Here is a 13,745-nt window from a genome sequence, read left to right on the forward strand (position 1 = left end):
CCCAGCCTGGAAGCGAAGGACCCTACTGATGACGACGCCCACGATCGAGCTCAAGCCGTCCGCGCACCCGCTCGCCGCCGCCGAGCGCGAGGCGATCCTGGCCAGTCCCGGATTCGGCCGCCACTTCACCGACCACATGGTGACGATCAAGTGGACCGAGGGCCGCGGCTGGCACGACGGCCAGCTCGTTCCGTACGCGCCGATCCCCCTCGACCCGGCCACCAACGTCCTGCACTACGCCCAGGAGATCTTCGAGGGCCTGAAGGCCTACCGCCGCCCCGACGGCTCGGTGGCCACCTTCCGTCCCGACCAGAACGCCAAGCGCTTCCAGCGTTCCGCCCGCCGCCTCGCCATGCCCGAGCTGCCGGTGGAGACCTTCATCGAGGCCTGTGACGTCCTGGTCCAGCAGGACAAGGACTGGGTCCCGGCCCACGGCGGCGAGGAATCCCTCTACCTGCGCCCCTTCATGATCGCCACCGAGGTCGGCCTGGGCGTCAAGCCGGCCAACGAATACCTCTTCCTGGTCATCGCCTCCCCGGCCGGCGCCTACTTCCCCGGCGGCGTGAAGCCGGTCTCCATCTGGGCCTCCGAGGACCGCGTCCGCGCCGTCCCCGGCGGCATGGGCGACGCCAAGACCGGCGGCAACTACGCGGCCTCCCTGCTCGCCCAGGCCGAGGCGGCGGCCCAGGGCTGCGACCAGGTCTGCTACCTCGACGCGGTCGAGCACAAGTGGGTCGAGGAACTCGGCGGCATGAACCTGTACTTCGTGTACGGAGACAAGATCGTCACCCCGACGCTCACCGGCTCCATCCTCGAAGGCGTCACCCGCGACTCCCTCCTCACCGTCGCCCGCGACCTCGGCTACGAGTCCGAGGAGGCCCGGGTCTCCATCGAGCAGTGGCAGCGCGACTCCGAGAACGGCACCCTCACCGAGGTCTTCGCCTGCGGCACCGCCGCCGTGATCACCCCGGTCGGCACGGTCAAGCGCACCGGCGCCGAGTGGCAGCAGTCCGGCGGCGAGCCCGGCGAGGTCACCCTCAAGCTCCGCGAGGCCCTTCTCGACATCCAGCGCGGCAAGACGGCGGACAAGCACGGCTGGATGCACCGGCTCGGCTGATCCCGCCCCGAGCCGTACCACCGGTCGATCTTCGGCTCTCCGTTCGACGCGTATCGCCTCCCCCGTGCGGGTATCTCCTGATTCCACGGGGGAGGGAGCACGCATGAGCGGACGATCGCCGATGCCACGGCTGCGCTGGCTGATGCGCACGTTACGCACCCCGCGCCGCCCCCAGAGCCTCACCGTGCTCGCCCTGCTCACGGCCGTCGCCGCCCTGCTGCTGTGGCGGGCCTCGACGATGGGCAACTACGGGCAGAACCTCGCCCTCAACCTCGGCACCGACATCGTCGGCGTGGTCGTCACCGTGTTCGTCATCGGCCCGCTGATATCCCGGGCCCAGGAGGGCCGGGTCCGCGAGCACACCCGGCTGGACTACGAGTGGTTCGCCGCACAGGTGTACGGCTCCACCTCCAACGTGAAGGTCCTGGACACCTTCTCCAACCTGTTCGGGCCGCAGTTCTCCGAACGCCTCTTCCGGGGTGTCAGATCCGCCACCGCGAGCGGCGCCCGGGTGCAGATCCTGCTCCTGGACCCCGACTCCCTCGCGGTGATCCTGCGCGGCCGCGAACTGGGCGAGCAGAGCGCCGACATCCGCCGCGACATCATGCGCAACCTGCGCACCCTGGACGCCTTCGCCCGCCGCCTGGACGCCACCGCCCGGGAACTCCTCGAAGTACGGCTGTGCTCCACCTCCCCCGGTGTCACCCTCTACCGCTGGGACGAGCGCTGCCTGGTCTCCTTCCTGACCGTCGGCCGGCTCTCCGGCGAGGGCGTCCAGCTGGAGGTCGCGGTCCGCTCCCCGCTCGGCACCTTCGTGGAGCAGCGCTTCGACGAACTGTGGCAGCAGGGCAAGCCGATGGAACGGTTCACCCGCCTTCCCGTCACCCTCGTCGACGCCACGGACGGGCGACGGGAGTTCGTCTGCCGCTTCGTCTACCTGGAGGACCGCCTGTACGTCGCGGCCCCCGACCTCGTCACCTACCTGGCCCGCCACCGGCTCGACCAACTCAGCGCCTACAGCGACGCGCTGACCGGGGCCGGCGCGCACGACGTCATCGTCGTCGACGACGAGGGCGAGCTGCATCGACGGCTCATCCATCACTTCGGGGAGAAGTACGATGCGCAGGCGGCCGCCTTCGTGGAGTTGCGGCCGTCCACGGTCCTGGTCTCGGAATGAACAGAGGGCCCCGCCACACATGAGCTCAGCGCACCACCCCCGCTTTCGCGCCTTCACGCCCCGTGACCTGGACGGTCTGCTGCGGCGCATGCCTCTGACGGACGACCAGCGGCTGGCGCTGCGGGCGGTCTCCTCGGTCCTGCCGTTCCGTACGAACGCCTATGTCGTCGACGAGCTGATCGACTGGTCGGCGGTGCCCGAGGACCCGGTCTTCCGGCTGACCTTCCCGCAGGCCGGGATGCTGCCCGCGTCCGATGTCCGCCGGATGGGTGACCTGCTGCTCAGGGACGCGCCGCGGGCCGAGGTCCAGCGGGCCGCGCACGAGATCCGGATGCGGCTCAACCCGCACCCCTCCGGCCAGCTCGACGCCAACGTCCCGGTGCACGAGGGGCGGCGGCTGACCGGCCTCCAGCACAAGTACCCGGAGACGGTGCTGGTCTTCCCGCGCCAGGGCCAGACCTGCCACGCCTACTGCACCTACTGCTTCCGCTGGCCGCAGTTCGTCGGCGAGGCGGACCTGCGCATCGCGACGGACGACATCGCGGCCACCACCGGCTATCTGAAGGCCCACCCGGAGGTCGCCAGCGTCCTGGTCACGGGCGGCGACCCGCTGGTGATGAGCACGGCGGTGCTGCGCCGGTACGTCGAGCCGCTGCTCGCGATCGACACCGTCCGCTCGATCCGCATCGGCACCAAATCCCTCGCCTTCTGGCCGTACCGCTTCACCACCGACCGCGACGCCGACGACCTGCTGCGCCTCTTCGAGGAAGTGGTGGCGAGCGGCCGCACGCTCGCCCTGATGGCCCACTTCACCCACCCGCAGGAACTGCGCCCGCCCGTCGTCCGGGAGGCGATGCGGCGCGTCCGCGACACCGGGGCCGTGATCCGCTGCCAGGGCCCGCTGGTGGCCGGGATCAACGACAGCGCGGACGCCTGGGCCGAGCTGTGGGAGACCACTACCACCCTCGGTGCGGTGCCGTACTACCAGTTCGTGGAGCGGGACACCGGCCCCCAGGGCTACTTCGGCGTCCCGCTGGCCCGCGGCCACGCCGTCTTCCGCGACGCCTACGCCCGGGTCTCCGGGCTCGCCCGCACGGTCCGCGGGCCGGTCATGTCGGCGATGCCCGGCAAGGTCTGCGTGGACGGCGTCGCCGAGGTGGCCGGGGAGAAGGTCTTCGCGCTCCACCTGATCCAGGCCCGCGACCCGGACCTGGTCGGCCGGCCCTTCTTCGCGGCGTACGACGAGGGGGCGACGTGGTTCACGGACCTCAAGCCGGCGTTCGGGGCGAGCCGGTTCCTGCCGGGGCTGGAGCCGGGGTGACGGGTGCCGAACGTTGTCGGGTGCGGCGCCGTCGGGGTGGCGGCCCTTCTGGGGGCTGCGCCCCCAGACCCCCCTTCGGCCTGAACGGCCTCCTCCTCAAACACCGGACGGGCTGAGGGGTGGCGCTGCCCGGCTTTCGTCGCATGGCACCGCACTTAGAACAACATTCAATGTGAGCCATGGCGCGCTGGCCCGCAACCCTTCCGATCAAGGGAATCTCTAGTTAGAGTGGCGATCTAAGTGAAGGGAAAGACATGCGGCTGACCCCCACCGAACGTGACCGGCTGCTGCTCTTCGGAGCCGCCGAGCTGGCCCGTGCCCGCCGCGCCCGGGGCCTCAGGCTCAACGTGCCGGAGGCCACCGCGCTGATCGCGGACACCGTCTGCGAGGCCGCCCGGGACGGCCGCCGGCTCGCGGAAGCCGTCGAGGCGGCCCGCTCCGTCCTCGGCCCGGCCGACGTGCTGCCCGGCGTCGCCGACATCGTCACCGAGGTGCACGTCGAGGCCGTGTTCGACGACGGGTCGAGGCTCGCCGTCGTCACCGACCCGATCTCGGGCGGGGGACTGGGGGAGGACGCGCCCGGCGCGCTGCTGCCGGGGCCCGAGCATGCCGACCCGGAGGCGGTCGTACGGCTGACCGTCACCAACACCGCTGCCGTCCCCGTCTCCGTCACCTCGCACTTCCACTTCTTCGAGGCCAACCCGCGCCTCGACTTCGACCGTGCCGCGGCCTACGGTCTGCGGCTCGCCGTGCCCGCCGGGTCGTCCGTGCGGTTCGGACCGGGGGAGTCGCTGGAGATCGGCCTGGTGCCGATCGGCGGCGCCCGGGTCGCCATCGGCTTCGCCGGACTCGTCGACGGGCCGCTGGACGCGCCCGGCGCCCGCGCGGAGGCGCTGCGCCGCGCCGCCGCCTGCGGATACCTGGGCGTACGACAGACAGAGGAGGCCGGGCGATGAGCCGTCCCGGAGGGCATCCCGCCGAGGCCCGCCGCCTCACCCCGCACGAGTACGCGGCGACCCACGGCCCCCGCGCCGGCGACCGCGTCCGCCTCGGGGACTCGGGGCTGGTGATCCGCGTCGAGGACGACTCCCAGCGCTACGGCGACGAGTTCCTGGCCGGCTTCGGCAAGACGGCCCGGGACGGGCTGCACCTCAAGGCCGCCGCCGTCCGCGAGACCTGTGACGTCGTGATCAGCAATGTCGTCGTCATCGACGCCGTGCTGGGGATCCGGAAGGTGTCCATCGGCATCAGGGAGGGGCGCATCTGCTCGATCGGGCGGGCCGGGAACCCGGACACCCTCGACGGGGTCGACGTCGTGGTCGGCACCGGTACCTCGATCGTGTCCGGCGAGGGGCTCATCGCCACCGCCGGTGCCGTCGACACGCACGTCCACCTGCTGTCGCCGCGCATCATGGAGGCCTCGCTGGCCTCCGGCGTGACCACGATCATCGGCCAGGAGTTCGGGCCGGTGTGGGGTGTCGGCGTCAACTCGCCCTGGGCGCTGAAGCACGCGTTCAACGCGTTCGACGCCTGGCCGGTCAACATCGGCTTCCTCGGGCGGGGTTCGTCCTCGCACCCGGCTCCGCTGGTCGAGGCCCTCGCCGAAGGGGGCGCCTGCGGCTTCAAGGTGCACGAGGACATGGGCGCCCATACGCGGGCGCTGGACACGGCGCTGCGGGTCGCCGAAGAACACGACGTCCAGGTCGCCCTGCACAGCGACGGGCTGAACGAGTGCCTGTCGGTCGAGGACACCCTCCGGGTGCTGGAGGGCCGCACCATCCACGCCTTCCACATCGAGGGCTGCGGCGGCGGCCATGTGCCCAACGTGCTGAAGATGGCCGGAGTCCCCAACGTCATCGGCTCCTCCACCAACCCCACCCTGCCCTTCGGCCGGGACGCGGTCGCCGAGCACTACGGGATGATCGTCTCCGTCCACGACCTGAAGACCGACCTGCCCGGCGACGCCGCCATGGCCCGCGACCGCATCCGCGCCGGGACCATGGGCGCCGAGGACGTGCTGCACGACCTGGGCGCCATCGGCATCACCTCGTCCGACGCGCAGGGCATGGGCCGGGCGGGGGAGACCGTCCGCCGTACCTTCGCGATGGCCGGCAAGATGAAGGCCGAGCTGGGCGCCCCGGACGACGGCCACGACAACGAGCGCGTGCTGCGCTACCTGGCGAAGCTGACCATCAACCCGGCCATCGCGCACGGCCTCGCCCACGAGGTCGGCTCCATCGAGGTCGGCAAGCTGGCGGACATCGTGCTGTGGAGCCCGGAGTACTTCGGGGCCAAGCCGCAGCTGGTGCTGAAGGCCGGCTTCCCGGCGTTCGGTGTCACCGGCGATCCGGGCGCGGCCACCGACACCTGCGAACCCCTGGTCCTGGGACCGCAGTTCGGGGCGCACGGCGCCACCCCCGCCGACATCTCCGTCGCGTTCGTGGCGCAGGCCGCCCTCGACCAGGGCCACGACACCATGCCCACCCGGCGCCGCCGGGTCGCCGTCCGCGGCACCCGCGGCATCGGTCCGGCCGACCTGCGGCTCAACTCCCGTACCGGAGCGGTCGACGTGGACGGGCGCACCGGCCTGGTCACCCTGGACGGCGAACCGCTGCGCTCGGAGCCCGCCGACTCCGTCTCCCTCAACCGCCTGTACTTCCTCTGAGGATCACCGATGACTGCTGCCTCCGACGGCTTCCGGATGCCCGCCGAGTGGACCCCGCACGAGCGGACCTGGATGGCGTGGCCGGGCCCCAACCCCACCTTCGACGACCCCGACGACCTCATCGCCGCACGGATGGCCTGGGCGTCGGTGGCCCGTGCGATCCTCCGCTTCGAACCGGTGACGGTGGTGTGCGGCCCCGGTCAGTCGGAGGGCGCGCAGACGCTGCTCGGCCCGGGCGTGGACACGGCCGAGCGGGAGCTGGACGACGCCTGGATGCGGGACATCGGGCCCACCTTCCTCACCAATGGCCGTGAACTCGCCGCCGTGGACTGGACGTTCAACGGCTGGGGCGCCCAGCACTGGGCCCGCTGGGAGCACGACGCGAAGATCGCCGCGTACGTCTCGGACCTCGCGGGTGCGAGGACGTACGCCTCGAAGCTGGTGAACGAGGGCGGTGCCATCCACGTCGACGGCGAGGGGACCGTCCTGCTGACCGAGACCGTGCAGCTGGGCCCCGAGCGCAACCCGGGCTGGACGAAGGAGGAGGTCGAGGCGGAGATCCACGGGATGCTCGGCACCCGCAAGGCGATCTGGCTGCCCCGCGGCCTCACCGGCGACTACCCCCCGTACGGCTTCGGCACCCTCGGGCACGTCGACATCGTCGCCGCCTTCGCCCGCCCGGGAGTCGTGGTCGCGCACTCCCAGCCGGACCCCGCGCACCCCGACCACGAGGTGACCAAGGAGGTCATCGGCCTGCTGCGGTCCCAGACCGACGCGCGCGGCCGCACGCTGGAGGTGGTCGAGGTCCCCGCCCCGACCGTCCTGGAGGCCGACGGCCACTGGGCCGACTACTCCTACATCAACCACTACCTCTGCAACGGCGGGGTCGTGCTGTGCGGCTTCGACGACCCGCGCGACGAGACCGCCGCCGGGATCTTCCGCCGCCTGTTCCCCGAGCGGACGGTGACGCTGGTGGACGCCCGTACGATCTTCTCCGGTGGTGGCGGTATCCACTGCATCACCCAGCAGCAGCCGAAGATCCAGTTCCAGTCGTAGCCAGTCGTAGTTCGAGGAGCCGACGATGGCCGGTGGGCGCAGACAGGCCCCGCCCCGCGAGGACGTGCTCGCCGCCGCCATGACGATGATCGCCGAACGGGGCCTGGAGAAGCTCACCATGGCCGCGCTCGGCCGCGAGGTCGGGATGAGCAGCGGCCACCTCCTCTACTACTTCCACTCCAAGGACGAACTGCTGCTCCAGGCCCTGGAGTGGAGCGAGGGCCGGCTCGGCGCCGAGCGCGGCCGGCTGCTCACCCGGCGCGGTCCCGCCCGCGAGCGTCTCGACGCCTACGTCGACCTGTACGTCCCCGACGGGCACCGCGACCCGCACTGGACCCTCTGGCTGGAGGTCTGGAACCGCTCGCAGAACGCCGACGAGGCGGCCCGCGACCGGCAGGCCGCCATCGAGGGCGCCTGGCACCGCGACCTGGTGGCACTGCTCGCGGAAGGCGTCTCGCGCGGCGAGTTCCGGCCCGTCGACCCCGACCGGTTCGCCGCCCGGCTGCGCGCCCTGCTCGACGGCTTCTCCATCCACGTGGCGATCGGACTGCGCGGCACCGACCGGGCACAGGTTCTCGGCCATGTGCGCGAGTTCCTGGAAGCGGATCTTCTCGCGGACGCGTGACCTTACGACCGGGTTGTACGCAATATGGGTGATTGACCCGGGTTGGGTGGTGCGGTTTCATCCGAACGGGGTGGATCGGCGTGTTCGTCCATCGCCGGTGACCGACCGTCATCACTCACAGGGGGAACAGATCGTGGACATCAGCACACGGGCCTTACTGGCCACCGCCCTCGTCACCGCCGCGGTGACCCTGGCGGGCACGACGGCGAGCGCCGCACCCGAGGTGCCGTACACCGAGCGCGCTAGCGTCGCCCAGGGCGACGGGCAGCTGCCCGAGGCGTCGTTCGGGGCGGCGGCCACGGACCTGGGCACCGCGTTCACCTCGAACGGGGCCGCCTGGAGCGGGGACACCAACGGGCAGTCCGACGTGTACTACCGGAGCTCGGCCGGGACGTCCGTGGTCAGCTACGCGGCGCAGGCCGGCGGCGGCACGGGCGACGGCCCCTCCTACGAACCGTCGGCCTGTTCCACCGGCCGCTTCATCGCCTTCGTCTCCCAGGCCGCCAACCTGACGACGACCCCGCGCCAGGACCACGAACCGCTGATCTACCTGCGCAACCGCAGCGTCGGCAAGATCAGCCCGCTCCCGCGCAGTTACGACGGTGTGGCGTTCACGTCGATGGGCGAGCCGGCGATCAGCTTCGACTGCCAGTGGGTCGCCTTCGTGGCCACGCTCCCCTCCACGCCCGACCACGTGGAGCAGTCGCGCGTCTACCGCTACCGCGTCTACGACGGCTCGGTCACGCCGGTCAGCCAGGTCTCCGAGGACGGCACGCGCGCCGCCGGCCGGCCCTCGATCAGCGCCGACGGCCGGTACATCGCCTACCAGTACGCCATCCCGCACCCGGGCGGACCGGCCAACCACAGCGACATCTACGTCCGCGACCTGGACACCGGAACGCTGGAGAAGGCGTCCGTGGCACGCGGCGGGGGAGCGGCGAACCGCGAGTCCACCGGACCGTCGCTCAGCGCCGACGGCCGCACCGTGGCCTTCGACTCGTACGCCTCGAACCTCACCCGCGGGGACACCAACGGCAGTGCCAACGTCTTCGTCCGCGATCTCGACCGGGGCCGCACCCGGCTGATCAAGGGCAAGGGCAGGGGCGCCTTCACCTACGGGGCCTCGCTCAGCGCGGACGGGCTCAAGGTCGCCTACGAGTCCGGGCGCCTGGCCGATCCGTCGGCACCGCGCCAGGTCTGGCTCGCCGACCTGGCGGCCGGCACCGCACGGCTCGTCAGCGCGAACACGCGGGGCGGCCCGGGCGACGGCTCGTCGACGAGCCCGTCCATCCGGCCGGACGGACTGGCGGTCTCCTTCGAGTCGTATGCCGACGACCTGGTGACGGGCGACACGAACGGCACCGTCGACGTGTTCGTACGGCACCTGGGCTGACACCTGTGCCGACACCCGGGGACACCCGGGCCGAACTGCGCACTGCTCGCATCCTGAGACGGACGGTGAGCATGGGGGCGGACTGTGCCAGACTGCCTCCGTGCTCTCGTTCGCCACGATTATTGGCAGCAGGCGCGCCGGTCCGCAGTGACCACCACGTACGACCAGGTACGGGTGGCCATCGTCGTCCTCGACCCGCGCGCAGACCTCTCGCACCCGCGAGGGGTTTTTTCGTTTTCCGGCCCACCTTCAGCCGGACGGCGAGCGCGAGGGACCATGGAGGGACGGTGGAGCCGGTCATTCCGGTACGACCGAGATTCGACATCAGGAGCCTTGAGACCATGACCGAGACGGAAACCAACGAGCTGGACGACTCGTTCCACGTCTTCGACACCACGCTGCGCGACGGCGCGCAGCGCGAGGGCATCAACCTCACCGTCGCGGACAAGCTGGCCATCGCACGGCACCTGGACGACTTCGGCGTGGGCTTCATCGAGGGCGGCTGGCCGGGCGCCAACCCCCGGGACACCGAGTTCTTCGCCCGCGCCCAGCAGGAGATCGACTTCCAGCACGCCCAGCTGGTCGCCTTCGGCGCCACCCGCCGGGCGAACGCCAAGGCGGCGGAGGACCCCCAGGTCAGGGCGCTGCTGGAGTCCGGCGCTCCGGTGATCACGCTGGTCGCCAAGTCCCACGACCGGCATGTCGAGCTGGCGCTGCGCACCACCCTCGACGAGAACCTGGAGATGGTCCGCGACACGGTGTCCTTCCTGAAGGACCAGGGCCGCCGGGTCTTCGTCGACTGCGAGCACTTCTTCGACGGCTACCGCGCCAACCCCGAGTACGCCAAGGCCGTCGTACGGGCCGCCGCCGAGGCCGGCGCCGACGTGGTCGTCCTCTGCGACACCAACGGCGGCATGCTCCCCGCCCAGATCCAGGCCGTGGTCTCGACGGTCCTCGCCGACACCGGCGCCCGGCTCGGCATCCACACCCAGGACGACACCGGCTGCGCGGTCGCCAACACCCTCGCCGCCGTCGACGCCGGCGCCACGCACGTCCAGTGCACGGCGAACGGCTACGGCGAGCGGGTCGGCAACGCCAACCTGTTCCCGGTGGTCGCCGCCCTGGAGCTGAAGTACGGCAAGAAGGTGCTGCCCGAGGGCCGGCTCCGCGAGATGACCCGCATCTCGCACGCCATCGCCGAGGTCGTCAACCTCACCCCCTCCACCCACCAGCCCTACGTGGGTGTCTCGGCCTTCGCGCACAAGGCCGGCCTGCACGCCTCCGCCATCAAGGTGGACCCCGACCTCTACCAGCACACCGACCCCGCCCTGGTCGGCAACACCATGCGCATGCTGGTCTCCGACATGGCGGGCCGCGCCTCCATCGAGCTCAAGGGCAAGGAACTCGGCGTCGACCTCGGCGGCGACCGCGAACTGGTCGGCCGGGTGGTGGAGCGGGTCAAGGAGCGCGAGCTCCAGGGCTACACCTACGAGGCCGCCGACGCCTCGTTCGAGCTGCTCCTGCGCGCCGAGGTCGAGGGCAAACCGCGGTCGTACTTCCGCGTCGAGTCCTGGCGGGCCATCGTCGAGGACCGCCCCGACGGCACCCACGCCAACGAGGCCACGGTCAAGCTCTGGGCCAAGAGCGAGCGCATCGTCGCCACCGCCGAGGGCAACGGCCCGGTCAACGCCCTCGACCGCGCCCTGCGCGTGGGCCTCGAGAAGATCTACCCGCAGCTCGCCAAGCTGGACCTGGTCGACTACAAGGTCCGCATCCTGGAGGGCAAGCACGGCACCGAGTCCACGACCCGCGTGCTGATCTCCACCTCCGACGGCAGCGCCGAGTGGTCGACGGTCGGCGTCGCGGAGAACGTCATCGCCGCGTCCTGGCAGGCCCTGGAGGACGCGTACACGTACGGCCTCCTGCGCGCCGGTGTCGAACCGGCGGAGTAGGCCCCCGTTCAGCAGGAGTCCTCGGCGAGCTTCTCGAACTCGCCGAGGCTCATCACCCGGCCGTCGGCCCAGACCCGGCCGGGCCTCAGCTTCGCCAGGTCAGTCGTGCGGAACGTCAGCGTCGTGCTGTATTCGTAGTTGAACTCGCCCTTCATGAAGCCAAGTTGATAGGTGTAGGCGGCCACCGTGCGCTGGGTCCCGGTGTGCTGGGCGTGCCAGTCGGCCGGCGGATCGAAGAGCGGGAAGCTCGCGTCACCGGTCCGCAGCGTGCCGTCGACCCGCCAACCGGACAGGTCGGGCCCGGAGCCGTCCCGGGCCCGGGTGCCGGTCAGCGACAGCCCCTCGATCCGGTCGTCACCGCACGGCCGGATGATCGCGTGCGGCATCCCGTTCGCCCCCACCCGCACCGCGGCCAGCGGCAGTTCGATCGCCCCGCACCCGCTCAACAGCAACGCACCGGCGGCCGTGCCCAGCACGGCCGCCGCCCCCGTGGTACGTCTCATGGCGCTCCTACTGCAGGTGCCACTTCTGGTTGGCGGCGCCCGAGCACGTCCAGATCTGCGCCCGCGCCCCGTTCGCCGACGAGTTGTCCGTGACGTCCAGGCACTTGTTCGCCGCCGTGTTCACCACATCACCGGTCGAAGAGTTGTACGACCACTGTTGCGCACCGGTTCCGTTGCAGTCGTACAACTGCACCTTGGCCCCGTCCGCCGTGGACGCCGACGTCACGTCGAGGCACTTGCCGAGCGCCCGGACCGTGCCGTCGGACTGCACGGTCCACTGCTGGGCGGTGGAGCCGTTGCAGTCGTAGAGCTGGACGGCCGTGCCGTTGGTGGTCGAACCGCCCGCCACGTCCAGGCACTTGCTCGCCAGCCCCACGAAGGCCCCCGTCTGGCTGCCGCCGCCCGACTGGGTGCCGGACCAGGTGAAGGTCGCCGAGGTCTTGCCGGGGAGCGAGTAGGTCGCGTGCTGCGACCCCCAGTTGATGGTCACCGTCTTCGCGCTCGTCGAGTCGTTGTAGGCGATCAGCGCCTTCGAGCCGTCCGGGTTGCGCCAGGCCACGTTCGGCACCGCGGTGGACGCGGTGGAGGCGATCCGCTGCGCGCCCGGCCGGACGAACTTGGTCAGCTGGCCCATGTCGTAGTACTCGACGGTGTAGTCGACCGTCCCGCTGGCGCCGTCCCCGTTGTGGACGGTGACCAGGCCGGTGCAGGTGCCGCAGCCGCCGTTGTGCGGACCCATGTTCTGGTCCACGGCCAGCGACCACTTCGTCACCGACTTCGCCCAGTTGCGGGTGTAGTCGATGATGTTGGACATGTCCTCCTTCTGCTGGTTGGCGACCCAGGTGCCGCCGGAGTGCTCGGTGCCGAAGGCGTCCAGCGTGGGGTACTGGTTGTGCACGGTGGTCTGCTCGGAGACGTCACCGCCGTAGCCGTGCCAGGCGATCCCGCCGAAGTTGGGGTGGTTGCGGATCGCCGCGTCGTTGACGAGCGCGGACGCGTAGGAGTCGTACACGTCCCAGTTCCAGTCGTGCGCGAGGACCTTGGTGGACAGGCCGGCCGACTGGAGCTGCGGCAGCAGGTCGTTCTCCAGGAAGTACTGCAGCCCGGACGCGTTCCAGCTCATCGACGGGTAGCCGGAACAGCAGGTGGGCTCGTTCTGCGGGGTCACGTAGGAGACCTTGACGCCCTGTGCCTGGTACGCCTGGAGGTACTTCACGAAGTACGCGGCGTAGGCGGCGTAGTCCTCCGACTTGAGCCAGCCGCCGTTGAGCGAGCCGCTGTCCTTCATCCAGGCCGGCGCCGTCCATGGCGAGGCCATGACAGTCAGAGAGGGGTTCAGCTGGAGCGCCTGCTTGGTGAGCGGCACGACGTCCGCGAGGTCGTGCGAGATGGAGAAGCTGTTGAGGTTCGGGTCGGTCTGCCCTGCGGGTACGTCGTCGTACGTGTACCCGTACCGAGCCAGGTCCGAGGCGCCCATCGGATTGCGCAGGAACGACAGCCCGATGCCGTTCGTCGGCGAGAACAGCTTCTGCATGGTGGCGTCCCGGGTGGCCTGGGACAGTGCCCCGCTGCTGTTCATCAGCCAGGCCGCGGTGTCCGTGAAGGACGCGCCGCCGCCGGTGAAGGTCTGGTAGCGGGTGTTCTCGTCGACCGTGATGTTCTCGCCGCTGCCGCCGGTCCCGGAGGAGAAGGCGAACGGCGTCTGTGCCTGGAGGCCGCGGGTGACATGGCGGCCGGCGGAGTCGTCGGTGGTGGTGAGGTACGCGGTGACCTGCTCACCGGCCGCGTGCGCCGGTGGTACGACGGCGCTGAAGCCGGCCGCGGTGAGCAGCCCGGCCAGGAGCAGCCGCAGGCTGCGGGGTGTTCTTCTCATCGGCACGTGGGGGGTGCTTCGCATGGGCACATCGCCCTTCCTGACGGGACGTCTTGACGGGGG

Annotated in this window: 11 protein-coding genes; 9 read left to right on the forward strand and 2 right to left on the reverse strand. The window is 71.0% G+C overall.

Going from position 1 to position 13,745, the window contains the following annotated elements; translation table 11 throughout:
• Positions 1-28: 28 nt before the first annotated feature.
• The 9 genes from ACWGKQ_RS23875 (at position 29) to cimA (ending at position 11,306) form a co-directional block, all read left to right on the forward strand.
• Complete coding sequence (locus ACWGKQ_RS23875) at positions 29-1,117, forward strand: branched-chain amino acid aminotransferase (protein ID WP_453293969.1); 1,089 nt, start codon at positions 29-31, stop codon at positions 1,115-1,117.
• A gap of 103 nt (positions 1,118-1,220) precedes the next feature.
• Positions 1,221-2,294, forward strand: a complete 1,074-nt coding sequence (locus ACWGKQ_RS23880; RefSeq protein WP_453293970.1) for a hypothetical protein — start codon at positions 1,221-1,223, stop codon at positions 2,292-2,294.
• An 88-nt stretch (positions 2,295-2,382) separates the two neighbouring features.
• Positions 2,383-3,615 (forward strand): KamA family radical SAM protein, encoded by a 1,233-nt coding sequence (locus ACWGKQ_RS23885; protein ID WP_453293971.1) that lies wholly within the window; start codon positions 2,383-2,385, stop codon positions 3,613-3,615.
• 254 nt (positions 3,616-3,869) lie between these two features.
• Complete coding sequence (gene ureA / locus ACWGKQ_RS23890) at positions 3,870-4,571, forward strand: urease subunit gamma (protein ID WP_453293972.1); 702 nt, start codon at positions 3,870-3,872, stop codon at positions 4,569-4,571.
• On the forward strand, positions 4,568-6,280 hold the full coding sequence (locus ACWGKQ_RS23895) for an urease subunit alpha (protein WP_453293973.1): 1,713 nt from the start codon (positions 4,568-4,570) through the stop codon (positions 6,278-6,280). The genes ureA and ACWGKQ_RS23895 overlap by 4 nt, the downstream gene beginning before the upstream one ends.
• A gap of 9 nt (positions 6,281-6,289) precedes the next feature.
• Positions 6,290-7,336 carry an agmatine deiminase family protein gene (locus tag ACWGKQ_RS23900; RefSeq protein WP_453293974.1) on the forward strand — a complete coding sequence of 349 codons (1,047 nt, stop codon included), beginning with the start codon at positions 6,290-6,292 and terminating at the stop codon, positions 7,334-7,336.
• Between the two features lie 25 nt (positions 7,337-7,361).
• On the forward strand, positions 7,362-7,961 hold the full coding sequence (locus tag ACWGKQ_RS23905) for a TetR/AcrR family transcriptional regulator (RefSeq protein ID WP_453293975.1): 600 nt from the start codon (positions 7,362-7,364) through the stop codon (positions 7,959-7,961).
• A 133-nt stretch (positions 7,962-8,094) separates the two neighbouring features.
• Positions 8,095-9,354: a TolB family protein gene (locus tag ACWGKQ_RS23910; protein WP_453293976.1), complete on the forward strand. Its 1,260-nt coding sequence runs from the start codon at positions 8,095-8,097 to the stop codon at positions 9,352-9,354.
• Between the two features lie 341 nt (positions 9,355-9,695).
• Positions 9,696-11,306 (forward strand): citramalate synthase, encoded by a 1,611-nt coding sequence (gene cimA / locus ACWGKQ_RS23915; RefSeq protein WP_453293977.1) that lies wholly within the window; start codon positions 9,696-9,698, stop codon positions 11,304-11,306.
• Between the two features lie 8 nt (positions 11,307-11,314).
• On the opposite strand, the gene ACWGKQ_RS23920 is transcribed toward cimA, so the two are convergent.
• Positions 11,315-11,809, reverse strand: coding sequence for a hypothetical protein (locus tag ACWGKQ_RS23920; RefSeq protein WP_453293978.1), 495 nt, complete (start codon positions 11,807-11,809; stop codon positions 11,315-11,317).
• A gap of 7 nt (positions 11,810-11,816) precedes the next feature.
• Positions 11,817-13,682: a ricin-type beta-trefoil lectin domain protein gene (locus tag ACWGKQ_RS23925; RefSeq protein WP_453294040.1), complete on the reverse strand. Its 1,866-nt coding sequence runs from the start codon at positions 13,680-13,682 to the stop codon at positions 11,817-11,819.
• Positions 13,683-13,745: the final 63 nt, after the last annotated feature.

The organism is Streptomyces sp. NPDC054770 (assembly GCF_053611985.1).

Bases quoted from the DNA above. Each gene is read 5' to 3' on its own strand.
- ureA (WP_453293972.1), top strand. From the start codon at position 3,870: ATGCGGCTGACCCCCACCGAACGTGACCGGCTGCTGCTCTTCGGAGCC.
- ACWGKQ_RS23880 (WP_453293970.1), top strand. From the start codon at position 1,221: ATGAGCGGACGATCGCCGATGCCACGGCTGCGCTGGCTGATGCGCACG.
- ACWGKQ_RS23895 (WP_453293973.1), top strand. From the start codon at position 4,568: ATGAGCCGTCCCGGAGGGCATCCCGCCGAGGCCCGCCGCCTCACCCCG.
- ACWGKQ_RS23925 (WP_453294040.1), bottom strand. From the start codon at position 13,682: ATGAGAAGAACACCCCGCAGCCTGCGGCTGCTCCTGGCCGGGCTGCTC.
- ACWGKQ_RS23920 (WP_453293978.1), bottom strand. From the start codon at position 11,809: ATGAGACGTACCACGGGGGCGGCGGCCGTGCTGGGCACGGCCGCCGGT.
- ACWGKQ_RS23900 (WP_453293974.1), top strand. From the start codon at position 6,290: ATGACTGCTGCCTCCGACGGCTTCCGGATGCCCGCCGAGTGGACCCCG.
- ACWGKQ_RS23885 (WP_453293971.1), top strand. From the start codon at position 2,383: ATGCCTCTGACGGACGACCAGCGGCTGGCGCTGCGGGCGGTCTCCTCG.
- cimA (WP_453293977.1), top strand. From the start codon at position 9,696: ATGACCGAGACGGAAACCAACGAGCTGGACGACTCGTTCCACGTCTTC.
- ACWGKQ_RS23875 (WP_453293969.1), top strand. From the start codon at position 29: ATGACGACGCCCACGATCGAGCTCAAGCCGTCCGCGCACCCGCTCGCC.
- ACWGKQ_RS23905 (WP_453293975.1), top strand. From the start codon at position 7,362: ATGGCCGGTGGGCGCAGACAGGCCCCGCCCCGCGAGGACGTGCTCGCC.